This is a genomic window from Chitinophaga eiseniae, from assembly GCF_012641265.1.
GTDB lineage: Bacteria > Bacteroidota > Bacteroidia > Chitinophagales > Chitinophagaceae > Chitinophaga > Chitinophaga eiseniae_A.
The window spans coordinates 123275-145562 of sequence record NZ_JABAHZ010000005.1 but is presented as its reverse complement, the minus strand read 5'-3'; the positions used below and the strand labels follow the sequence as shown (position 1 = coordinate 145562).

General features: G+C 47.1%; 24 protein-coding genes. 16 read left to right on the top strand and 8 right to left on the bottom strand.

Annotation, left to right across the window (positions count from 1 at the left end):
• Positions 1–14 precede the first annotated feature (14 nt).
• Positions 15–590, bottom strand: coding sequence for a histidine phosphatase family protein (locus tag HGH91_RS20810; RefSeq protein WP_168740735.1), 576 nt, complete (start codon positions 588–590; stop codon positions 15–17).
• Positions 591–839: 249 nt separating this feature from the next.
• On the opposite strand from HGH91_RS20810, the gene HGH91_RS20805 reads away from it, so the two are divergent.
• Positions 840–1973 carry a terpene synthase family protein gene (locus HGH91_RS20805; protein WP_168740734.1) on the top strand — a complete coding sequence of 378 codons (1134 nt, stop codon included), beginning with the start codon at positions 840–842 and terminating at the stop codon, positions 1971–1973.
• A 1-nt stretch (position 1974) separates the two neighbouring features.
• Here HGH91_RS20805 and HGH91_RS20800 read toward each other — a convergent pair whose 3' ends face one another.
• Entirely contained in the window at positions 1975–3717 is a 1743-nt protein-coding gene (locus HGH91_RS20800; RefSeq protein WP_168740733.1) for a hybrid sensor histidine kinase/response regulator, read from the bottom strand.
• Between the two features lie 274 nt (positions 3718–3991).
• Here HGH91_RS20800 and HGH91_RS20795 point away from each other — a divergent pair, with 274 nt between their 5' ends.
• Positions 3992–4159: a hypothetical protein gene (locus HGH91_RS20795; protein WP_168740732.1), complete on the top strand. Its 168-nt coding sequence runs from the start codon at positions 3992–3994 to the stop codon at positions 4157–4159.
• A gap of 49 nt (positions 4160–4208) precedes the next feature.
• Positions 4209–5282: a class I fructose-bisphosphate aldolase gene (locus HGH91_RS20790; RefSeq protein ID WP_168740731.1), complete on the top strand. Its 1074-nt coding sequence runs from the start codon at positions 4209–4211 to the stop codon at positions 5280–5282.
• Positions 5283–5320: 38 nt separating this feature from the next.
• Here HGH91_RS20790 and HGH91_RS20785 read toward each other — a convergent pair whose 3' ends face one another.
• Both HGH91_RS20785 and proB read right to left on the bottom strand, forming a co-directional pair.
• Positions 5321–6568 (bottom strand): glutamate-5-semialdehyde dehydrogenase, encoded by a 1248-nt coding sequence (locus tag HGH91_RS20785; protein WP_168740730.1) that lies wholly within the window; start codon positions 6566–6568, stop codon positions 5321–5323.
• Positions 6569–6581: 13 nt separating this feature from the next.
• A complete protein-coding gene (proB, locus tag HGH91_RS20780; protein ID WP_145673948.1) occupies positions 6582–7616 on the bottom strand; it encodes a glutamate 5-kinase in 1035 nt (344 codons plus the stop codon).
• A 117-nt stretch (positions 7617–7733) separates the two neighbouring features.
• On the opposite strand from proB, the gene bla reads away from it, so the two are divergent.
• Positions 7734–8633 carry a class A beta-lactamase, subclass A2 gene (gene bla / locus HGH91_RS20775; RefSeq protein ID WP_168740729.1) on the top strand — a complete coding sequence of 300 codons (900 nt, stop codon included), beginning with the start codon at positions 7734–7736 and terminating at the stop codon, positions 8631–8633.
• 39 nt (positions 8634–8672) lie between these two features.
• Here bla and HGH91_RS20770 read toward each other — a convergent pair whose 3' ends face one another.
• The gene (locus tag HGH91_RS20770) at positions 8673–9143 is read right to left on the bottom strand and encodes a hypothetical protein (protein WP_168740728.1); all 471 of its coding nucleotides are present in this window, start codon (positions 9141–9143) and stop codon (positions 8673–8675) included.
• Positions 9144–9356: 213 nt separating this feature from the next.
• On the opposite strand from HGH91_RS20770, the gene HGH91_RS20765 reads away from it, so the two are divergent.
• The 4 genes from HGH91_RS20765 (at position 9357) to HGH91_RS20750 (ending at position 12224) form a co-directional block, all read left to right on the top strand.
• On the top strand, positions 9357–10247 hold the full coding sequence (locus HGH91_RS20765) for an AraC family transcriptional regulator (RefSeq protein WP_168740727.1): 891 nt from the start codon (positions 9357–9359) through the stop codon (positions 10245–10247).
• 39 nt (positions 10248–10286) lie between these two features.
• Positions 10287–10556 carry an ArsR/SmtB family transcription factor gene (locus HGH91_RS20760; RefSeq protein ID WP_145673940.1) on the top strand — a complete coding sequence of 90 codons (270 nt, stop codon included), beginning with the start codon at positions 10287–10289 and terminating at the stop codon, positions 10554–10556.
• 136 nt (positions 10557–10692) lie between these two features.
• A complete protein-coding gene (locus HGH91_RS20755) occupies positions 10693–11448 on the top strand; it encodes a glucose 1-dehydrogenase (RefSeq protein WP_168740726.1) in 756 nt (251 codons plus the stop codon).
• A gap of 20 nt (positions 11449–11468) precedes the next feature.
• Entirely contained in the window at positions 11469–12224 is a 756-nt protein-coding gene (locus HGH91_RS20750; protein ID WP_168740725.1) for an SDR family oxidoreductase, read from the top strand.
• Positions 12225–12463: 239 nt separating this feature from the next.
• Here HGH91_RS20750 and HGH91_RS20745 read toward each other — a convergent pair whose 3' ends face one another.
• Positions 12464–12889 carry a winged helix-turn-helix transcriptional regulator gene (locus HGH91_RS20745; protein ID WP_168740724.1) on the bottom strand — a complete coding sequence of 142 codons (426 nt, stop codon included), beginning with the start codon at positions 12887–12889 and terminating at the stop codon, positions 12464–12466.
• An 84-nt stretch (positions 12890–12973) separates the two neighbouring features.
• Here HGH91_RS20745 and HGH91_RS20740 point away from each other — a divergent pair, with 84 nt between their 5' ends.
• Positions 12974–13798 carry an alpha/beta hydrolase gene (locus tag HGH91_RS20740; protein ID WP_168740723.1) on the top strand — a complete coding sequence of 275 codons (825 nt, stop codon included), beginning with the start codon at positions 12974–12976 and terminating at the stop codon, positions 13796–13798.
• Between the two features lie 6 nt (positions 13799–13804).
• Here the strand turns inward: HGH91_RS20740 and HGH91_RS20735 are convergent, their stop codons facing one another.
• Entirely contained in the window at positions 13805–15235 is a 1431-nt protein-coding gene (locus HGH91_RS20735; protein WP_168740722.1) for a PLP-dependent aminotransferase family protein, read from the bottom strand.
• Positions 15236–15300: 65 nt separating this feature from the next.
• A complete protein-coding gene (locus HGH91_RS20730; protein WP_168740721.1) occupies positions 15301–16734 on the bottom strand; it encodes a PLP-dependent aminotransferase family protein in 1434 nt (477 codons plus the stop codon).
• Positions 16735–16831: 97 nt separating this feature from the next.
• Here HGH91_RS20730 and HGH91_RS20725 point away from each other — a divergent pair, with 97 nt between their 5' ends.
• The 7 genes from HGH91_RS20725 to HGH91_RS20695 all read left to right on the top strand — a co-directional run bounded on the left by HGH91_RS20725 (position 16832) and on the right by HGH91_RS20695 (position 22268).
• Positions 16832–17179 carry a nuclear transport factor 2 family protein gene (locus tag HGH91_RS20725; protein ID WP_168740720.1) on the top strand — a complete coding sequence of 116 codons (348 nt, stop codon included), beginning with the start codon at positions 16832–16834 and terminating at the stop codon, positions 17177–17179.
• A 20-nt stretch (positions 17180–17199) separates the two neighbouring features.
• Positions 17200–17640: a carboxymuconolactone decarboxylase family protein gene (locus tag HGH91_RS20720; protein ID WP_168740719.1), complete on the top strand. Its 441-nt coding sequence runs from the start codon at positions 17200–17202 to the stop codon at positions 17638–17640.
• A 217-nt stretch (positions 17641–17857) separates the two neighbouring features.
• Positions 17858–18766 (top strand): DNA-3-methyladenine glycosylase family protein, encoded by a 909-nt coding sequence (locus HGH91_RS20715; RefSeq protein WP_168740718.1) that lies wholly within the window; start codon positions 17858–17860, stop codon positions 18764–18766.
• Positions 18767–18774: 8 nt separating this feature from the next.
• Positions 18775–19260, top strand: coding sequence for a methylated-DNA--[protein]-cysteine S-methyltransferase (locus HGH91_RS20710; RefSeq protein ID WP_211092377.1), 486 nt, complete (start codon positions 18775–18777; stop codon positions 19258–19260).
• A 108-nt stretch (positions 19261–19368) separates the two neighbouring features.
• Positions 19369–20787 carry a pyridoxal phosphate-dependent decarboxylase family protein gene (locus tag HGH91_RS20705; RefSeq protein ID WP_168740717.1) on the top strand — a complete coding sequence of 473 codons (1419 nt, stop codon included), beginning with the start codon at positions 19369–19371 and terminating at the stop codon, positions 20785–20787.
• Positions 20780–21700, top strand: a complete 921-nt coding sequence (locus tag HGH91_RS20700; RefSeq protein ID WP_145673920.1) for an EamA family transporter — start codon at positions 20780–20782, stop codon at positions 21698–21700. The genes HGH91_RS20705 and HGH91_RS20700 overlap by 8 nt, the downstream gene beginning before the upstream one ends.
• A gap of 127 nt (positions 21701–21827) precedes the next feature.
• Positions 21828–22268, top strand: a complete 441-nt coding sequence (locus HGH91_RS20695) for a GNAT family N-acetyltransferase (protein WP_168740716.1) — start codon at positions 21828–21830, stop codon at positions 22266–22268.
• The last annotated feature ends 20 nt before the right edge of the window (positions 22269–22288 follow it).

The window sequence follows — 22288 nt, the reverse complement described above, 5'->3', positions numbered from 1 at the left end:
GGGTAAAGATAAGGCTATTCGAGATGGCGCACGCAATTAAAGAGGTCGCAGCGCCAGTTAGGATCGGTAAACTGCAGCTTGGTGAGGGAAGTATTTTTCATAGGAGGCGTAGGATGCATTTCCGGCAGGAGGGCATCCAGCATCTGGCGGATAAAGCTGCCGTGGGTGATGAGCAGTATTCTTTTGCCCGGATTTTCGGCGAGCAGGTCCTGGATAAAAGCATTGCCCCGTTGGAGTACGGAGGCATTGGTTTCCATGCCGAGGTCCATTTGTTTCCAGTTGTCGCCCCATTTGGCGAGTCGTTCGGCTTCGGTGGTGCCTTCGATGAGGCCTCCCCCGGCTTCCCCGATTCTGCTGTCTTCAATAACAGCGCTAATTTGTAGTTCCTGTGCTATGATCGCAGCGGTTTGCCTGGCCCTGATCAAATGACTCGAATACACCAGATCCCATGATTCACGGGTGAGCCACTGCCCAAGTTTGAGCGCCTGCATAATACCTTCTTCATCCAGGGGGATATCTGAATGTCCTTGTAATCTACCGGCTTTGTTCCAGGAAGTAGTTCCATGGCGAATGATCGCAATTTGGGTCATATGGGCTGTTTTGAATTCCGGGGGACAAATATAGGTAAATCGTGGCGGGGTTAATAGTAAAATTACGGTAGTAATTTATAATTCAGTGAATTTTTGTATATTAAAAGTATAATATATTTGTTCGAACTATTTCCCGGTATATACCTTTCATCCCTTAGCTGAACCTGCAAGACACAGCTCTCTCTTAAATCAGGACCTTATTTAGAAATTGGTTTTTCATCTTTTCTTTTTTACTCAAAACAAACAATTATGAAACACAATGTTCAGATGCTGGCGCATGCCAGAATGCAAAAAATGCAAAAGGAATATGTTGCAATGATGGCGAATGGAAATCCTAGCTTTTCTTTATTAGAGATGTTTAATTATGATGGCTTCCGACTGGAAGAGTATTGTAGCTCATTTAAAAAGCACCCTTTTGCCTCATCGTTGGCGAAGGCTGCGCGGTCGTTTGGTGAAATGTATGACATATGGCTGCCAAGCGCAGAGCATTACATCACCTGCGCAATATTTTTATTTCCGGATGCTAGTCTTGATAGAATGTTACCAATTGTTAAAAATCTTTCGATCGACTACTATTTGAACGATACAATGGGGAGAGAGGTTTTTGATAAATTATCCCTGGAACAACAGGTAAGTGCAGCAGCGATTGTCAATCGGATGGCGAGTGAAAAAGTACTTGAAGGGGATGACGATGAACTTGCGTCTATAGAAATAGCGAATCGGGACATACTTCGCCAGATGATGATTGATTCACCGCGTGAATGGTTTGATCAGTTCCTGACATTATATAATCATCATATAAAAGTGACGCATAGAAATTGTAACGCTGTGGAGCTAGGAAGGGTATTGACTGTAACCGGATATACTGATTTGCGTTGTCACATGGCCGGAATGCACCACGTTATTAGTTTGATCGATTATAGCATAGGGGAATTTCTGGACAAAGAATGGTTGAACCACATTGGAATTGCCTCCAGATTGGAACGACTACAGTATGTGACTGCTGCTATTGGTGGTTTGATGAATGATTTGTTCTCTTTTGAAAAAGAAATCATTGACAATGGCGCTGACTCAAATTTGATAGCAGTATTGGCAATGAATAATCCCGGTTGTTCTCTGAGCGAGATTTTAAAAGAGGCAGGAAACGTAGTACAGGCATTGCTGAGAGAGTTTATGTCGTTGCTCGCTGAAGTCAATGCAGTTTGTATGGACGTACTGAAAGAGAATATTCCTGTAGCTCAGCAACTACGTAAGCACTTAGATGGTTTGGAGCGTTGCGTTCAGGCCAGTTGGATTTGGCAAGTCCATACGCCGCGTTATAAACGCCTCAATTCAATCTGGCAGGAAACCCAAATGACCACAGAGATGAGAAAAGCAGTTTAGCTTATGCACTTTCCTGTAACTCTTCATCGAAATGGCGTATGTGTTTGTTCATGATAGCTAGTAAATCGGAGTGTCTTACCGGTTTTTCGATCACTGCATTTGCTCCGGCGTTCAAAAGGCTCTTCTGTGATTCGGCGTATACATCACCGGTGGCGACTATTACCGGAATATGTGCATATAACGGCGTGGTTCTTATTTGCTGTAAAGCTTCAATACCATTAAGTCCTTGCATATGATAATCCATGATAATCATATCAGGGACTTTCTTTTCTATTTGCTGTAATAATTCTATTCCATTGGAGGTGAGCGTTACTTCGCAACCAATTTTGTTAAGCAGCATTTGAAGCAGCTTTGCATTTAATTCATCGTCTTCAGCAACCATAACATGAATATTGCCGAGATCTTTTTCTTCGATAGATCCAGATGATTCTGGTGTAATGTCAGCGGAACTGGCAGTAGTAAGTGGTAGCGTCACCATAAAGGACGTTTTGCCCGTTGCGGAACTCGATACCATAATTTCTCCATCCATTGATTTTACCTTGTTTTGAACAATATACAGTCCAAGCCCTGTTCCTTCTACATGTTTATCTTTATTGGTAACAAATGGCTCAAAGATACTATCCAGTTTTTCTTTTGGGATAGGGCTTCCCTGATTAATGAACTGCATCTGCCAGGTATTGTTGTCTGTATTGCCAGTAACTATTATATCAATATTGGTTTTCTTGTCTGCATATTTTATGGCATTTGCCAACAAATTAGTGAAGATCTGGTTTAACTTGAGCGTGTCGCAAAGGATAACTGGCGGCATTTCCTTTATTGACAACCGGACATTGATTTGCCTGGATTTGGCAATAATTTTATTAACATCGGTAATCTTAGATATGAAGGGAGAAAGCTCAATTACCTCGTTGGAATTAGTTTCCATTTTACCAGACTCAATTTGTGCCATGTCCAATACATTGTTGATCAGCCGGCGGGCATTGTCACTGGCAGTCATCAAATGGTCTATCAACGGGGTTATTTTCTTCAGATTATCATCCAGTTTCACTTCTCTTTTTAAGAGCTGAGCTACGCTATATATTGCATTGAGAGGGGTTCGCATTTCGTGGGTGACCTGATATACAAACATTTTCTTGAAGTAATTAGCCTTGTGGAGCTGATCATTGCTTGTAACATATGGACTACCCACAACAATGATCAAGACCATTACTCCTATTACTGAAAGTGCTTTGAAAATGACAGTGGTGTTATGGTTAAGTGGCATGATCTCAACAAAACTATCGTAATAGTTAATTTCCAGGATCAGTAATATCACAACAGATGCAGCGATACAAACACGTCTTGTCACCTTATCTTTAAAGATTAGAAAAGTGATCAGGAATAAGAAAATTACCATTGCTTGTAATTCCAATACATTTCCCAGCAACAATCCAAAATATATGGAGGCAACACATTGCGTGAAGAAAGTAATCAAGGCAGCCAGGTCATATTTTTTATAGTGATTGAGAAAGATTGGAGATACGGCTAGCATTGCTTCCATCGATGCGGGTAAGAGTATGGTCAATTTCTTCGTAAGCATGTAATAGACACAGCCAACAGAAATAATCAGGATCACTATTGCCAGACTGAGAGAATTAACTAAAGTAATTCTTGTTACCAATTCCTCATTGATAACTCCTCGAGTTCCCAATTTGATGATTTTGGTAATGGTATTTTTCAGGCTTCCTAAAAATTTCAATCTCATGTTTTAGTAGTCGTAGGATTTTAACAATAATAATTAACCAAGGATAGTTTCACTGAAAAAGGTCAGGTGTTGTAGGTAAATGTCTTAGTTCATAGCGCGTTAATGATCTTCTGAGGGTTGATTTCCAGTGCTAGTTCTTCCCGGTATCCTTTTTACGGGGTTGGATACTTACCTTCCAAAGTTATAGTATTTCCTCCTAACATCAAATTATCATTATTTTTTTCAAAACCTCCCCCGGACCTGCATTTTCCCGGTAATCCTTACATTTGTCATTATGGCTATGAATATCACTCCTAACAAAGACACAACAACAACGGAACCAGCACCGGTTAAAGAAGAACCTGTTATTCACGACGGCTCTGGCGGCGCCTTTGAAGGCACAGAACTGGTAACGGAAGAACGGGATGATAAACCTACACCCAAGAGTCCTACTCCGTACTAAGCGGATCCCATTAAATGTTTAAATTAGTTGTACCAAAAAAGTAAAGCTTATGTTATCCTTGGAAAAAATCAGCGAATTATTAGGAAAAGAAAGCGATACCCTCCTGCAACATCAAAGCAAAACCATCAGCAAAGATTTGTTGCACCTGCCCGGCCCTGATACGGTGAATAAGATTTATTTGCCTTCCAGCCGGAATCCACAGGTGCTGCGCAGCCTGGGACAACTGTTTAATCACGGGCGACTCTCCGGCACCGGCTATATGTCGATACTCCCGGTTGACCAGGGCGTTGAACATAGTGCCGGCGCTTCTTTCGCGAAATATCCCGCTTATTTTGATCCTGAAAATATTGTGAAGCTGGCCATAGAAGGCGGCTGCAATGCGGTGGCTTCCACCTTTGGCGTGTTATCGGCGGTATCGCGACACTATGCACACCGGATTCCATTCATTGTAAAAATCAATCACAATGAACTGCTCACGTATCCCAACCGGGCCGACCAGGTGATGTATGGCACCGTGGAAGAAGCCTGGAATTTAGGAGCCGTAGCAGTAGGCGCCACCATCTATTTTGGCTCCGAACAATCAGACCGGCAGCTGGTGGAAGTATCGCAGGCTTTCGAAAGGGCGCATGAACTGGGCATGGCTACCATTCTCTGGTGCTACCTGCGCAACGATGCTTTCAAAAAAGACGTGGATTATCACCTGTCGGCCGATCTTACCGGGCAAGCCAATCATCTCGGCGTTACCATCCAGGCGGATATTATCAAACAGAAATTGCCTACGGTAAATGGCGGGTACAAGGCGCTTAACACCGGCAGCTCTTCTTACGGTAAACTGGATGAGCGTATTTATACGTCGTTAACTTCAGATAACCCGATTGACCTGTGCCGCTACCAGGTAGCTAACTGCTATATGGGACGTATGGGATTAATTAACTCCGGCGGTGCGTCGGAAGGGGCGGCCGACCTGGCAGAAGCCGTACGCACGGCGGTCATCAATAAAAGAGCCGGTGGAATGGGGCTGATCTCCGGACGCAAAGCATTTCAACGTCCTATGGCGGAAGGAGCCGCTCTGCTGAATGCCATCCAGGATGTATACCTGAACGAACAAATTACTATTGCATAGTGATACATAGCCCCGCACCATGCGGGGCTATTCTTATCTTATCTCACCTGGCCATTGCCATATACAAACCACTTCTCTGTTACCAGCTTTTCCAACGCAAAAGGCCCGCGGGCATGGAGTTTCTGCGTGGATATACCTATTTCGGCACCCAGGCCAAATACACCTCCGTCGGTAAACCGGGTTGACGCATTAACATAAACCGCCGCGGCATCTACCTCATTGAGGAAACGCTCACTCACGGCAGCATCCCTGGAGATAATCGCCTCAGAATGGCGGGAAGAAAAATGTTGTATATGCGATAGTGCAGCGGTAGTGTCAGGCACTACTTTCACGGAACATTTCAGCGATAAAAACTCCCTTCCAAAATCTTCCGGCGCGGCAGCAAATAACCGCGGATATTGTTGTTGCTGCAGGATGTCAAATGAGGTGGGATCTGCATAGATGTCTACGCCATAGGATTGCAACTGCGGCGCCAGCAGGGCCAGGAAGTCTGCCGCTACGGCTTCGTCTACCAGTACGGTGTCCAGGGAATTGCATACCGAAGGCCGGGACACTTTAGCATTGGTAACGATGGCGGCTGCCTGTTGTAAGTCGGCTGTTTTTTCCACATAGGTATGGCAAACACCTGCACCGGTTTCAATGACCGGTACCTTGGAATTGGCCCTTACAAATTCGATCAGCTGCTCAGAACCACGGGGGATGATGATATCGATATATTTTACTGCGGTCAGCATTTCTGTTACCAGGTTACGGTCTGTAGGCAGCAGCTGCACGGCGTTTTCATCTACCCCAAACTCCTTTAATACCGCCTGTATCAGCTGTACGAGGATGACGTTGGTATGAAAGGCATCGGTACCGCCGCGTAATACGCATATGTTGCCGGAACGGATACAGAGCGCCGCTACGTCGACGGTTACATTGGGGCGTGATTCATAAATAACGCCTACCACGCCCAGGGGCACGGTTTTTTTCTGTACCAGCAAACCATTGTCCAGCGTGCGTTCCAGCAGGAGCACATTGGCGGGATCGGGCAAGCCGGCAATCGCTTCCAGGCTGGTGGCCAGGTCGCGGATACGGGCTTCGGTAAGCAGGAGCCGGTCCTTTTTAGGATCTTCATCCGGCATGCGGTCCAGGTCTTTTTTATTTTCGACGGTAATGGCGTCCGACTGAATCAGGATCACGACTGCCAGTCGCTGCAGGAGCAACTGCTTTTGTGCATCAGGTAAGGTGCGTATGGATACGCCTGCCTGCTGTGCCTTTTCCAGTAATGGTAGTATCGTTTGCATGATTTATTTCCGGTTATAACAACACAATATCATCGGCATGTGCTACCTCTGTATTCTGTGCTTTATGATGAGTATCCAACACGTCGGAAGCGATTTTAGCCCTGCCTACGGCGATGGCTACCTGGTCTTCATTCACAATTTCGATCACTTCCCCGCATTCAAATTTTTCGAGAACGGCTTTTACGCCTACTGCCAGGAGGCTGTGGCGTTTTTCCAACGCTTTTTGCGCGCCCGCATCTATTTGTATACGACCGGTAACCAGGCTGCCGCTGGCCAGCCACTTCTTACGGGCAGGCATGCTGCAGGGCTGAGGCAGGCACAAGGTACCTGTTTTACCTGCTATGGCATTGAGTATCCCATCTTCCGTACGAATACCAAAGATGACCACCCGGATACCCATCCGGGTAGCTAAACGGGCAAAGGTGAGCTTAGACACCATACCTCCCAGTCCCAGGGCCGATTTTTCCTTGTCGGCTAGTCCCAGCGCGGCTTTGTCAATAACATCGATCTGCGGTACTACTTTCCCTTCCCGGTCCAGCACACCGGCTACAGAAGTGCTGAAGAGCAGGAGCGAAGCGCCAAAACCCACAGCTATCAAGGTGGCCAGCTCGTCGTTGTCGGAGAATTTTAACTCCAGGCTGCTCACCACATCATTTTCGTTGGCAATGGGAATAATGTTGCTGGCCCACAGTTCCTCGTAAGTGCGCTTCAGTTGCAGGAACTGGTTACGGTCGGAGAAATGCGTTCTTTCACAGAGACTCTGGGCTACGGCGATATTATACGGCGCAAAGTAGCGGCTGTATTTGTTCAGCAGCAACGGGTTCCCGATGGCGGCAGCGGCTTTGCGCTCGCTGATAGTGCCGTTGTACTGGCGTAAAAACTGCTTTCCGGCGGCTACTGCCCCCGATGATACCAGCACGATGTGGTAATCCTGGTGTAATTCGGCCACCTGCCGCGCAATGCCGGCAATAACGGTTTCGTCCAGGTCCCCATTTTGATGGGTGATAGAAGCCGTCCCAAATTTTATAACAAGTATCGGTTTGCTCAATTTGTCCTCGATTTGGCGCCTAAAATAATATTAACGCGGCGAAATTCTAAATGTAAAATTTGGCGGGCCGGCGGAATTATCAGTTATATTAGCGTTTATATTTTCATTATCATCGATATGAAGAAACATTATATATTTTCTGTAGTAGCCACCATAGCTTGTTTGAACGTTTTTGCACAAGGCGGTAACCGTCATTCCACGCTCCGCCAGCAGATTGCCGGTATTGCCGGAAATATATCTGGAAAAGTAGGCGTATATGCACAATTACTGGAAACGAACGACACGGTATCGTTTAACCGCGACCAGCATTTCCCCATGCAGAGCGTGTACAAGTTCCCGGTATCTATGGCGGTATTGCAACAGGTCGACGCCGGGAAAGTAGGCATGGATCAACCGGTGCAGATCAACAAGGCAGATCTCACCACAGCGGGCGTGAGCCCGCTCCGCGACAAATACCCCGACGGCAATGTGAGCCTCACGGTGCGCGAACTGTTGGACTACAACGTGCGTAAAAGCGATGGCAGCGCCTGTGATATATTGTTTAAGTTGCTGGGTGGACCAGAAAAAGTGAATGCTTATGTACATGGACTAGGCATCCGGTCTATCAGCATTGCTACCCTGGAAGAAGCGCAGGTGCATAAAGATAATTTGCAGGTACAGTACCGGAACTGGTCTACACCCGCTGCCATGGTACAGCTGCTAAAGAAATTTTTCCAGGATCCGGTATTATCAGATTCCAGTAAAGAGCATTTGTTATACTTGATGACCACCTCCGGTCCCGGGGCAAAACGGCTGAAGGGATTGCTGCCGGAAGGAACAGCCGTCGCGCACAAAACAGGCACTTCATGGACGGTAGATGGCATCACGGCAGCCAACAATGACGTAGGCATTATTACTTTGCCTAACGGCACCCATATGGCAATTGCTGTATTTGTTTCAGATTCAAAGGCGAACGATGAGGAGCGGGATGCTACGATTGCAAAGATTGCGAAAGCGGTGTGGGATAGTTGGAAATAGCAGGAGAACGACCCGAAAGGATCATTCTCCCGGAGATATTTATTTCATGTATTTGGCGTACTCATTTTCAATATCGGTAACATCTACTTTGTGTAGTTTGTTACCATCGTACAACCATATTTCCCAGTTATATTTTTTATCATTCAGATCCAGTTCTGCAGGATGATTTGGTGAACGAAAGGTCATCTTTCCGCCGGCAGGCTCCAGTATGTTGATGCCTTTGCCTTCCAGGAAGTTACGCGCATCAGCCATATAGTTCTGGTTATCGTCGGCAATCGTGTAAAAAGCTTCTTCCCCGTTATCTTTTTTTAATTTTTCCAGTTTAATGCTATCAGGTGAATATAACACGGCGCAAGGGCGTGTGATGGTAGTTTCATTTTCTACAACGGCCTGTTGTGGTGGTGCAGATTCCGTATGGATTTTTTCTTCCGGCGCTTTGGTGTCGTGACAGGCAGTAAACGCGGCAAGTGCTACTACTGGCAGGATGAGATGCTTCTTGATGGTTTTCATAGTGATAGTTTGGCATATTTAATAATACGGCTGTTGAGTAGATCAACAGCCGCAGGTGCCTAAAGATAGTATAAAAATATACGGCTGGCAATAAATAAGATTTCATCATAAAAGGATAATCTGCGCGCTCTCCGGAATGCTTCCCTGGCACTCGTTCGGCTCATAATTGTTATCATGTTGATATCCGGGGTGATTATTGTAATTTAGCAGGTTATGGGCGCACGTAATCTACATACACCATTTGAGTTAACCCAGGCTGATATGTCGGCGTGGGATGTAGCACCGAAGGTGTATTATTTCTTCGAGATCATGCAGATCCGCGAGGGAAGCGGCTTCCGCATTATTAACCAGAACAGGCTGCCTTATGATAAAGGGAGTATATTCCTGTTTACGCCGCAGGATTGCCGGGGCTTTGAAGTAGCAGCAGCCACGGAGTTTGTCTCTATCCGCTTTTCCGAGCTGTTTATGGGGCTGAGCCAGGTGCCGCAGCAGAAGGCCCGGCTGGAGGAATGGTTACGGCAACTGGAATACCTGTTTTTTGCGCATAACCGGCAGGGACAGTTGCAAATCCGGCATACGAACGATTGTAAGATGATTGCGTCGCTGATTGACAATATGGTGGAAGAGTATGATCAAAAGCCACCTTATTACCAGGATAACCTGCAGCACTATGTAACCTTGTTGCTCAACATTGTGGCGAGAAATGTAACAGAAGATGTGAACGTCGGAGAAAACACGGCGGAGTCGTCGCTGATTAGCCGCCTGGTAGCGTATATCCGGCAGCATATTTACCAGCCGGAGTTGCTGAAGCTGGAGTACCTGGCGTCAGTATTCCATCTGTCGTCTAATTATATAGGGGAGTTTTTCAAGAAGCAAACGGGGGAGAGCCTGCAGCAATATATCGTGAATTATAAGTTGAACCTGGTACAGCTGAGGGTTACCCATAGCGATTTAACTATCGGGGAGATAGCGGACGAGCTGGGGTTTACGGATGAAAGTCATATGAGCCGTTTATTCAAGAAGTACCATGGGCTTACACCGGCGGCATACCGGAGGGAGAGAATACAGGACCGGAAAAATATGCTGGAAAAAAATATTCATTGAAATATTTCGATATTTGGAAAATAGTATTACTTTTGTTCTATGGATTTAGCAGTTATAGAAAAAGCAGCAAATGCCATCGCAGACAAGCACCGGTTATCTATAATCATGGAGGTTGTTAAGAAGGGCAAGCTGATTTGTGGTGACGTATGTGAGTTTACGTGTTTGTCGCAACCGACGGTGTCGCACCATGTAAAGATCCTGGTGGATAGCGGCGTGCTGAATTCCTCCAAAAATGGTAGAATTGTGGAATTAACACTCAATAAAGAGATGATGAAACAATTGTCCATGTTCTTTTTACAATTAAGCTGAGGGGCCAACGGGCAGGTTACCACCGGCTTTTTTTATAGATAAATACATTGAAGTTTTTAAATTTATGGATTAACGAGAAAAAAATTTCTCTTTTTTTTAAAGTAATTACATCGATAATCTTAAATAAATCAATAGAATGGAACAGTTACAACATAAAACAGCCGTAATTACGGGAGGAAACAGCGGAATAGGATATGCCACAGCAGCAGATTTTTTGGCGAAAGGCGCAAAAGTATTAATCACAGGACGTAACCCGGAAGCCGTACAGCAGGCAGTGGATACGTTGGGTAATGACACCGACAGTTTTATAGCAGACCAGGGAAAGATAGCAGATACACAAAAATTAGCGGAGTATGTACGTGACCGTTATGGCAAGATTGACATCCTGTTTGTAAACGCAGGTATCGCCAATTTTGGGCCTTTTTCACAAGTAACAGAAGAATCATTCGACCGGCTCATGGACATTAACCTGAAAGGCGCCTTCTTTACGGTACAGTACTTACTCCCGCTGATAAAAGACGGAGGTACCATCATCTTATTATCATCTATCAACGCCCTTGCCGGCATGCCAGGCGCCTCGATATACAACGCCAGCAAAGCAGGGCTCAACTCACTGGGACGTACATTATCCCGTGAACTGGCCAGCCGCAAAATCAGGGTCAACACAGTCAATCCTGGTCCGGTGGAAACGCCTATCCTGCAAAAGGCCGGCATCCCCGAAGAGGCGATTAATAAAGACGAGATGGCAAAAAAATTACCTGCCGGCAGAATAGGCCAGCCGGAAGAAATTGCCAAACTGGTATCCTTCCTCGCTTCTGATGAAGCCTCTTTCATCACCGGCGCAGAATATAATATCGATGGCGGTTTCAGTGTTCATCCCCTCATTGGTTAATCTCAAAAAAACAGCATTTCATGTCATCATCTCTGAAAGATAAAGTAGTTGTTATCACGGGCGGTAACAGCGGTATAGGATATACAACAGCAGCCACATTTTTAAGAAAAGGAGCAAAGGTATTGATAACAGGACGTAATCCGGGTGCGGTACAACAGGCCGTATACGCACTCGGGCACCCTGCAGAAGGATTTAAGGCCGACCAGGCCGTGCCGGAAGATGCAAAAAAGCTGGCGGAATATGTACAAAGTCGCTATGGGAAAATAGACAGCCTGTTTATCAATGCAGGAGTAGCCAAACTGTCGCCCTTTGGCAACGTAACGCCGGAGTTGTACGATGAACTGATGAATGTGAATTTTAAAGGCGCCTTCTTCACCATCCAGCGGTTATTGCCACTGATCAACGATGGTGGCTCCATTACCCTGTTGTCAGCCCTCAATGCATATTCAGGTACACCTAATGCCACTGTAGTATCGGCCAGCAAGGCCGCGCTGAATTCATTGGGAAGAACATTGTCGAGGGAGTTGGCCGATCGTAAGATCCGTGTCAACGTAGTGAACCCGGGCGTAATTGCCACCCCCTTGCTGGAAAAAGTAGGGATGCCCGACGTGTTCAGAACACATATTGGCAGCATTACACCGCTGGGAAGATTAGGACAGCCGGAAGATATCGCTAACATGGTTACCTTCCTGGCTTCAGATGAAGCATCGTTTATTACTGGTGCAGAATATAATGTAGACGGCGGCCTTATGGTGCACCCGTTGATCGGTTCATAAATGATCCTGGGCGTTGCAGTGTGCAGCATTGTGCAAATGCTGCACCGGCAGCAAGGACGTTAAAAGATTTTCTTTGTTGATTTACAGTTATAACGGTTGTTTAGGATGTTAATCCCATTGGTTGCCCGCCGGATGCCGCTTGCTATACAGGCATCTGGCGGCAACTTTTACACGCGAAGGCGCAAAGTATGTAAGCAGCAAAGATTAAGTACATTACATATTCTTCGCACTTTGCGAGCTTAGCATTCGCTTTTATCTTCGCTTCTTTGCCGCTTTGCGCCTTTGCGTGAAAAAATATTCCCACAAGCGGATATTTCTTTTCCTTCATATGCTTTTCCCCAGTTACACAGGCTTTCCAGGATAGGCACCAGGTCCAGCCCTTTATTGGTAAGGATATATTCAATGCCGATAGGAACGGTGCCGGCAATTTCCTTTTTTACAAGAATGGCATGTGTTTCCAGTTCTTTAAGTTGCCTGCCTAAAACCTGTTCAGAGATATTAGGTAATTCCTTTTTTAATAAGTGAAACCTGTTATTCCCCTGGGAAACAGAATATACTATTTGCGACTTCCAACGCCCGCTGATCACGGATATGGCTGAATTCAGCTCGCATACCCCGAACAGGAACTGCTCATTCATGGCATTGGTAGAATGTTCTTTTCGCATCGTACACAAAATTTTAGACTAACAAATTTGTTCGTTATTGCAAACGATGTGCCGCCTGCTGAACTTTGCAGCAAAAGTACGAAAATGAAAAATCTGGTAGTAATAGCACTGGTGTGCCTGATGAATAGGACGACAAATGCACAGGAAAGATGGATCATAGCTTCCGATCATCTCAGGCAGCCAGACACCATTTTACTATTCAAGCCCTCCAGGTACAATCACACCCGGGAATACCCGGTGGTGTACCTTTTGCATGGTTATAGCGAAAACTACCGGCAATGGCCGGAGACAGCCGATCTTCAGCAATTGGCAGATCAATATAATTTTATCATCGTTGTACCAGACGGCTTCACGTCTTACTATATCAACAGTCCTATCGATAAAGCCGCGCGCTATGAGGACTTTTTTTTCAAAGAATTGGTGCCGAAAGTTCAGCGATCATTTAAGGTAGATAAGAAAAATATTTTCATCAGCGGGTTGAGCATGGGCGGGTACGGCGCATTGAGGTATTTTATTTTACATCCGGATTATTTTAATACCGCCGGAGCGGCAAGTGGCGCCCTTGAAATTGATTACCCTAATTTTCAGCGGGTAAGCCAGCTATTCTGGCAATCTGATAGAATGGTAGACGACCTGGCTAAAATTATAGGTGACCCGGAAACCACGGACTGGCGCCAATACAGCATTTCCACGCTTTTACGTCAGCATCCGGATTTCCGGAAACCATTTATTTTTGACTGTGGTACAGCAGATGTTTTATATCCACTTTCTGCGCAATTGAAGCAGCAAGCGGATAGCCTAAAGATTCCCACCACTTTTATCAGTCGCCCTGGAGATCATAATACTGCCTATTGGCGTACATCCATCGAATATCATTTTATTTACTTCCGGCAAAGCCTGAAAGAATAACCGTTGTTACACGCTCATCTTCCGGATCAGTTTTCCCAATGTTTTCAGCCCATCATCTACCTGCTTGCTCCAGGCATTGCCGAAGCTGATCCGCATACAGTTGTTGTATTTATTCTGCAGGGAGAAAATTCTGCCGGGGCAGAAGCTGATCTTATGTTTCAGCGCCTGCTGGAATAGTTCGAAAGTATTTACCGATTCTTCCAGTTCTATCCACAATACGCAACCGCCCTGTGGACGGGAGATACGGGTGCTTTCCGGGAAGTATTCGCTGATAGCCTGGGAATACCGCAGGCACTGGGTATGCAACATTTTCCGGAGATTACGCAGGTGAAATTCATAGCGTCCCATTTCCAGGAAATGCCCTACGGCAGCCTGTGGCAGCGAGGCGCAGGCGATAGAGTGGTTTTGCTTCATCAGTAATACCTTCTCTTTATATTTCCCCGGCATGGTCCAGCCTACGCGGTAGCCCGGCGCCAACGATTTGGAAAATGAATTGCACAGCAGTACATGCCCGTGTTTGTCGAACGTTTTACAGTTCACCGGGCGTTGTTTGCTGAAATATAAGTCGCCGTAAATATCATCTTCTATCAGGGCGATATCATACTTTACCACCATGTCTACCAGCATCTTTTTATTCTTATCCGGCATGCAGGAGCCCAGCGGGTTGTTGTAGTTGGTAACAAACAGGCAGGCGCGGATTTTATGGCGGGGAATGGCTTTGTCGAGATAGTCGAGATCTACGCCCGATACCGGGTGCGTAGGGATTTCCAGCACTTTCAGTCCCAGGCTTTCGGCCAGCTGCATAGAGCCGTAATAGGCAGGGCTTTCAATGGCTATGGTATCACCGGGTTGCGTAACGGCGGTGAGACATAGGGTGAGGGCATCCATGCAACCGCTGGTGGTGACTACATCATCGGCGGTAAAAGCACCGCCCCAGGCCAGGGAGGTACGGGCTATCTGTCCGCGCAGGAGGGCATTACCCTGCAATGCTTCATACCCAATGCCATTGTTGGGCAGGTTGCGCAGCGCATGCGTAACTGCTTTCGCCATTTTAGCTGCTGGCAGCAAATCTGCCGGCGGAGTAGCCACTGAAAAGTTCAGGATCTGCGGATTGCGCATGTGGCTGAACACTTCCATTACCATATCACTTACCGTAGCTTCGCTGGCCTTTCTTACCGGGGCGCAGGTGCCCGGTAGTGCAGGCATGCGTTTAGAATTAAAGCGGATATAATAACCCGATTTTGGGCGGGACTCGATCAATCCTTTTCCTTCGAGGTGATAATACGCCTGGAAGGCAGTAGATAAACTGATACCCTGTTGCTTACTCAGCATGCGGACAGAGGGCAGTTTTTCCCCTATTTTCATCACTTCTTTTTCTATCAGCTGTTCAATGTTATCAGCTACCTGGAGATACAGGTGATCGGCAGTTTTTATCATGGCAATACTATCTGATATGGTCAAAAGTACGGAAATGCCATCTGTTTTAATCTATTTTTTCTTCCCTATCCCTTGAGCTGTTGCTGGCTGAGTTGACCGATGGTACGGATAGCCCAGTCCTGGTCATCATTCCAGGGGTTGGCATTGGTAAGCCGGATACAGTTTTGGTAGCGGTGTTGGCTGGAAAACAGGGCGCCGGGTGTAAAAGTAATGCCCTGTGCTACAGCGGCGTCGTGCAGTTGCCAGGTATCTACTTTGGGTGGCAGCACTACCCATAGGCTGATACCGCCGTTGGGGCGGGTAAGCTGGGTATCTTCCGGGAAATACTCCTGGATGGCTTTGGTAACCTGCATGGTTTGCATACTGAGGGCCTGCCGCAGCGATTTCAGGTGCAGGTCCAGCCGTTGCTGATCCAGGAATTTGGTGAGTACCAGCTGTGGGAGTATGCCGGTGGCGGCTGAACTCATGAATTTGAGCTGTGCTATTTTTTCATGATAGCGACCGCCAATCACCCAACCGATGCGCAGTCCGGCGGCAATAGATTTGGAGAAGGAGGAGCAATAGAGCACAAGTCCTTCTTCATCGTACGATTTGATGGTGCGGGGGCGCTCGGGGGCAAAGTGCAGGTCGCCATATACATCATCTTCAATCAGCGGCACCTGGTACTTTTGCAGCATTTTAGCCAGTTGTTCCTTGCTGTTATCAGGCATGCAGCTGCCCAGCGGGTTGCTGTAATTGCTAACGAACAGGCAAGCCTGTACCTTTTTCTGTTTGAAAGCATCTTCCAGCACATCCAGGCTAACGCCGGTAACGGGGTCGGTAGGAATTTCCAGCGCTTTCATGCCCAGGCTTTCTATGGCCAGCAACAAGCCAAAGAAGGTGGGCGATTCAATGGCGATGGTATCGCCGGCATTGGCCACCGCCCGCAGGCAGAGGGAAGCCGCTTCTATGGCGCCATTGGTAACAATAATTTCGTTGGGAGAAAAGGCCCGGCCCCAGTTGAGGCAATGCCTGGCGATATGCCGCCGGAAAGGTTCGTAGCCGGTAATATCACCGTAAGGGATAAACGAAGTATCCAGCTCCCTGGACGCGAGCTGCAACGCTTTCTTAAGTTTGGTGGCCGGCATCAGCGACGTGTCGGGCGAAGCGCCGATCAGGGAGATAGCTTTCTCAGATCGCACCGTTTTCCGGAATACCGCCAGCTTTTCATTGATCTGTACCCTGCCGGCTCTGGGAGCAGGATTGGTAACAGGAGGCAGTTGTGGCCTCATTTGCCGCGCATAGCGCACAAAATAGCCCGACTTCTCCCGGGATGTTACCCATCCCTTTTTCTCCAGGTGAGTATATACCTGTAAGGCCGTGCTGATACTAACGCCATGTTCCAGGTGTAAAGAGCGCACCGACGGTAGCTTATCGCCCACCGCATATACGCCCTCGCTGATCATATGCTGGATATTTTCCGCCAGTTTAAGATATATGAATCCGTTGCTTTTTTTCATCTCGCCAAAGGTAAACTGTTATGGTTTAATATTGGTAAATCTGTATCTGTTTTGGTGATATTTATTGCCGTTATTTTGTACCTGTAAATCAATAATGATGACGGTGGTTAAACAACTCGCACATAACCTGGTGGCCCTTTGCCGGGAATGGAAATTTCCGGAAGCACAGGCCACGCTATTCCATGAAGCCGCAGTAAACATAGAGCCCGACGGGCGCATTACTGATGGGTTACCCGCCATAATGGCCAAAGAACGCCAGTTCCTCGACAGCATCGAAGAAAGACACCTGCTGGAAATTTCGGAACCAGTGGTAGCCGACGACTACTTCGCCATCCAGCTGCTGGTAGACGTCACTATCAAAGGCGCCGGCCGCCGAACGCGCAACGAATTGTGCGTATACCATGTAGCCGACGGTAAAATTATCCGTGAACAATTTTTCTATTAACAGTTTAAAAATATATCAAGATGGAAGCAAGAATGGACATTTATAAATTAGCACCAGGCTCCATGCAAGCCCTGATGGGATTACAAAATTTTGTAAACAGCACCGGGCTGGATAAAACCCTGTCGGAACTGATCAAGATCCGGGCTTCCCAGATCAATGGCTGTGCCTTTTGTTTGAATATGCATACCAAAGACGCCCGTAAAATGGGAGAAACGGAGCAACGCATCTATGGACTGAACGCCTGGCATGAAGCGCCTTATTATACCGACAAAGAACGTGCTGCCCTGGCACTCACAGAAGCGGTAACCCTGGTAAGTACTTCGCACGTACCGGATGATGTATATAACAATGCATTGAAAGTATTTTCCCCGGAAGAAGTGGCACACATTACCCTGGCGATTGTAATGATCAACGCCTGGAACCGTGTGGCCGTAACTTCCAGGACGCAGCCGGTAGGATAGGGCTCACGCAGAGCTGCAAAGGAGCAAAGCAGCAAAGAATTAGAGCGGATTTCAAGCTTACAAAGCATAAGACAGGAAAATATACAATATCCTACTTTGTGATCTTAAAATTCGCTTCGGTCTTTGTTCCTTTGCTGCTTTGCTCCTTTGCAGCTCTGCGTGAAAAAAATCGCAAGAATCCGTAAATGTAACCATACTCATTTACGTATTTTTGTGTATGGCTTTGCAAAAGATAAAAGTGCCGATCAACGATCCGCAAAACTTTTCCTTCCAGGAATGTTTGCGTTTCCTGGGAAGGTCAGATAAAGAATGCCTGCATTATATCGTGGAGGGTAAGGTGCGGCGCATGTTATTGTCGGACGGAGAACCGGTGGTCATAGAAATAGCTCCCGGCACCTCCGCCGGCTACCTGGAAGTAACCGTACTGGCGCCATTGAATGTACCCGTACCTGAAGCACCGATTATAAAATATATTACCCATTGGTGGCACCTCGATGCCAACCTGCAGCCGTTTTACGACTATACGGTGAAAGATCCGTTGTTGAGGGGACTCGCAGACGAGTACCGGGGACTACGGCTGATTGGCATGCCCGATTTGTTTGAAGCCATCAGCTGGCCCGTTATCGGGCAACAGATCAACCTCGAATTTGCTTATACATTGCGGCAGCGGTTTATCACGCATTTTGGTTATCATGCCGTGGTAGATCATACCGACTATTACCTGTATCCGCATCCGGTGGTGGTAGCAGCCCTGGAGCCGGAACAGTTAACGCCCATGCAGTTTTCCCGCAGTAAGGCATTATACCTGGTGGAAACCGCCAAACAGATGGCCAGTGGCCGTTTGAGTGAAGCCAGCCTGGATATGATGAGCTATGAAGAAGCGTTGCAAAGCCTGGTGGCGATGAAAGGTATCGGCAACTGGTCGGCCAACTACGCCCTTATGAAATACCGCCGTTTCCCGCAATCTGTTTTGCTGGAAGATGTAGGCTTGCAAAATGCGATAAAAAATAGATTACATTTGGAGGGCAAACCTTCCATGCCAGCATTGCAGGAATATACCCGACCCTGGAAGGAACATGCAGCATATGCCACGTTTTATTTGTGGAGATCTTTACTACCCCAATAGATTTTTTCATGGAAGAAGGAATGCATCATCTGCGTATAGACAGTCCCGTAGGACCACTGCTCATCAGTGGTACAGGGGAATTCATTACTGCGGTATCATTTACCGAAGAACCGGCGGTGGACTTCCCGCAGCCACCAGCGTTGCTATTGGATTGTGCCCAGCAATTATATGAATATTTCGGAGGGGAGCGTAAAACATTCGACCTGCCTATTTTCCAGGAAGGCACCGGCTTCCAGCAATCGGTGTGGCAGCAGCTGCTGGAGATCCCGTTTGGGCATACCATTTCTTATCAAACACTCGCCAAACGCATTCATAATCCCAAAAGCATCCGGGCGGTAGGCACTACCAATGGAAAAAACAGGGTAGCTATTATTGTGCCCTGCCATCGTGTGATAGGCAGCAATGGTACACTGACCGGATATGCCGGCGGGCTATGGCGCAAACGTTGGTTGCTCGAACATGAAAGAACAGATTTGTTTACCGGCCTTCTTTAATCTGATATGCTCAAAATTTTAAAAACTGCATCTGTTTTAAGATAGTTATTTGTCTCAATTTTGACCCTGAATCAGCACTGATATATCTCATTTATATATTGCCTAGTCATGGATACAAAATTGCAGGACGACCTGAAACATACAGATCAGTTATTACAGTTAACCAAAGATTTCAGCAGTAAATTTTTATCCGCGATAGATAAGCTGGCGGCTGACAAGGAGATAGCGGTCAATTGTCGTGTATCCATGCCCGATAGTGGGGCGGGAGGAGCCGCTGCGCTGGAAATGTTCAGGCAGCAGTATGGTAATAGTCTCACTGCGCCCGCAGGTCCGCGTTACTGGGGATTTGTAACCGGCGGCGTAACGCCCGCCTCGCTGATGGGCGACTGGCTTACTTCGGCCATGGACCTGAATTCATCTGACAAAACCTCCGCTGCTTTTTATATAGAAACAGAAACCATTACCTTATTAAAAGAGTTGCTGGGATTGCCGGAGTCCTTCCTGGGCTGCTTTGTAACGGGAGCTACGATGTCCAATTTCACGGGACTGGCTGTAGGCAGGCAATGGGCCGGTTTGCAGCAGGGCGTGGATGTGGCTAAAGATGGTGTAGCTGCCTTACCGGGGCTCAAAGTGATTTCCGGCACCCCGCATTCCAGCGTAGGGAAAGCCATGTCGATGCTGGGCATGGGACGGAGCAATATGGTGCACATCCCGATAGTACCGGGCCGCGAACAGGTAGATGTGGCAGCGTTGGAGCAATACCTGGCTGCGCATACCGGCGAACCGGTTATTTGTGTAGCCAATGCAGGCACTGTTAACACGGTAGATTTTGATGACATTGCGGCGTTGGTAAAACTGAGGGAACGTTACCCGTTCTGGTTGCATGTAGATGCTGCTTTCGGCGGATTTGCCGCCTGTAGCGATCAGTGGAAACACCTGCTGGCAGGCTGGGAGCAGGCCGACAGCATTACTATTGATGCGCATAAATGGTTGAATGTTCCCTACGATGCTGCCATGATTTTTTGCCGGCATCCGCAGTTGCAGTCGGTCGTATTCCAGAATGCCGGTGCGGCCTACCTGGGTGATCCGGCCGCGCAATTTAACTTCATCAACTATGTACCCGAAAACTCGCGTCGCGTACGCGCTTTGCCTGCCTGGTTTTCCCTGATGGCCTACGGAAAAAATGGTTACCGGCAGCTGGTGGAAAATAATATCAACCTTGCTGGTCAGCTGGGACATTTACTGGAAACAGATCCCCGGTTTGTGTTGTTGTCGCCTGTACGGCTTTGCGTAGTTTGCTTCACCCTGAATGTAGCGCCGCCAGATGAAGCCAGGGCGGTGAGTGAGTTCCTCACTGCGCTTAACGGATCGGGGGTAGCTTGCATGACGGCCACGGTATACCAGGGGCGGCAAGCCATCCGGGCGGCATTGGTGAACTGGAGAACAACCGGGAAAGATGTGCAGCTGGTATATGATACCATGAAAATTTTAGCAGAACAAGTTGTGAATAAATACAGTTATGCGTAAATCGAATACGAATGCTTATATCGCGCTGGCGATCGTAAGTATTTTCTGGGGCACCACTTACCTGGCATCGAGGGTGGGTGTAAGACATATACACGGCGTGATGCTGGCAGGATTGCGACAGGCGGTAGCAGGGGCGTTGATAACCGGATTCTTTTTGTTACGTGGATATAAGCTACCCGAAAAAATGGTGTTGTCGAAATTATTTGTGATCGGCACCCTGATGCTTTGCGGCGGCAATGGTTTGCTCACCTGGGCTATGCAATATATACCCAGCGGCCTGGGCGCCATTATAGCGGCTACCATTCCACTCTGGATCACCATTGCCAGCTATTTCCTGGTGCAGCGCACCCGGCTTAGTTTACAGCTGATTATCGGTATGATACTGGGGTTTGGCGGTGTGGCGGGCATCTTTTATAATTATCTGTCAAATTTAATGAACCCTGATTTCCAGTTTGGTATTTTGATCGCATTTTGTTCCTGCATCTTCTGGGCGCTGGGATCGGTGCTTACGGCACGCTGGGCATTGGGCGTCAATTATCTTTATGGGGCAGGATTCCAGATGGTATTCAGTGGTGTAGTGATGTTGGTGGTAGCCCGGTTGTTCCTGGGGCAGCACCTGGAACCGAGTGCCTTTACCACAGAACTCTGGGAAAGCCTGTTGTACCTGGTACTGGTAGGATCGGTATTCTCTTATTCCGCCTACGTGTTTGCGCTAAACAATCTTCCACCGGCACAGGTATCAGTATATGCTTACATTAACCCGGTAGTAGCTGTTTTGCTGGGAGCATTGATACTGCACGAGCAACTGACCTGGCTCACCGGTATTTGTTCGCTGGTAACCATAGGTGGCGTATTCCTGGTAAATAATGCATTTAATAAACACAAGAAAACACTTGCTGCGGCAACAAAATAAGTAATAGCTATATTTTTAAGGTAGAAGTTTAGTCAGATGTTCGCCCCGGTTTTTACCGGACAGGACATCTTTTTTTCTATTAGTGAAATGCGTTAAATTGAGTAAGTATTCAGTTAAATTTTATACTATGGAAGTTATTCAGGCAACGGAGTTACATACGAACGAAGTGGCGGTTTTGTTTGAGGCTTACCGCGGTTATTATGATCAGGCGCCGGATTTCAGCGGTGCGCTGGCTTTCATCACAGAGAGGATCGCCAAAAAAGACAGCGTTATATTTGTGGTATTACTGGGAGAGGAAATCATTGGGTTTACACAGCTCTATCCTATTTTTACTTCGTTGGGGATGAAAAGAGGGTGGCTGCTGAATGATCTGTATGTATTGGAAGAGCATCGCGGCAAGGGGGCCGGGAAGGCGTTGCTGGATGCAGCCAGTAATTACGGTAAAAAAACAAATGCTGCCTGGCTGATGTTACAAACCTATATTGCCAACACCACTGCGCAGGCACTGTATGAGAAAGAAGGGTTTAAGAAAGATGTTAATTCCTTCTACTATTATAAGTCCCTGTAGTATTCAATATTTTTCGATTT